1 protein-coding gene is annotated in these 267 nt (G+C 47.2%); it reads left to right on the top strand.

What is annotated here, in order from left to right; translation table 11 throughout:
• On the top strand, nucleotides 1–267 hold a 267-nt coding region (locus AAEY80_RS14585), incomplete at both ends, for an AMP-binding enzyme (RefSeq protein WP_502945562.1).

Here is a 267-nt window from a genome sequence, read left to right on the forward strand (position 1 = left end):
GTATTTATAATGACCATGAGCGGTTTTTGCAGACTTACTTTACTGAATATCCGGGTTATTATTTTACTGGCGATGGCGCGCAGCGTGATGAAGACGGTCACTACTGGATTACGGGGCGTGTTGATGATGTGTTAAATGTCTCAGGGCACAGACTGGGTACTGCTGAAATTGAAAGTGCGATAGACTCGTATCCAGCAACGGTAGAAGCTGCCGTAGTCGGTATGCCGCATCCCATTCGCGGTGAAGGCATTTGTGCCTTTATTATCC

This window comes from Psychrobacter sp. 78a-MNA-CIBAN-0178, from assembly GCF_040309625.1.
GTDB classification, from domain to species: domain Bacteria; phylum Pseudomonadota; class Gammaproteobacteria; order Pseudomonadales; family Moraxellaceae; genus Psychrobacter; species Psychrobacter okhotskensis.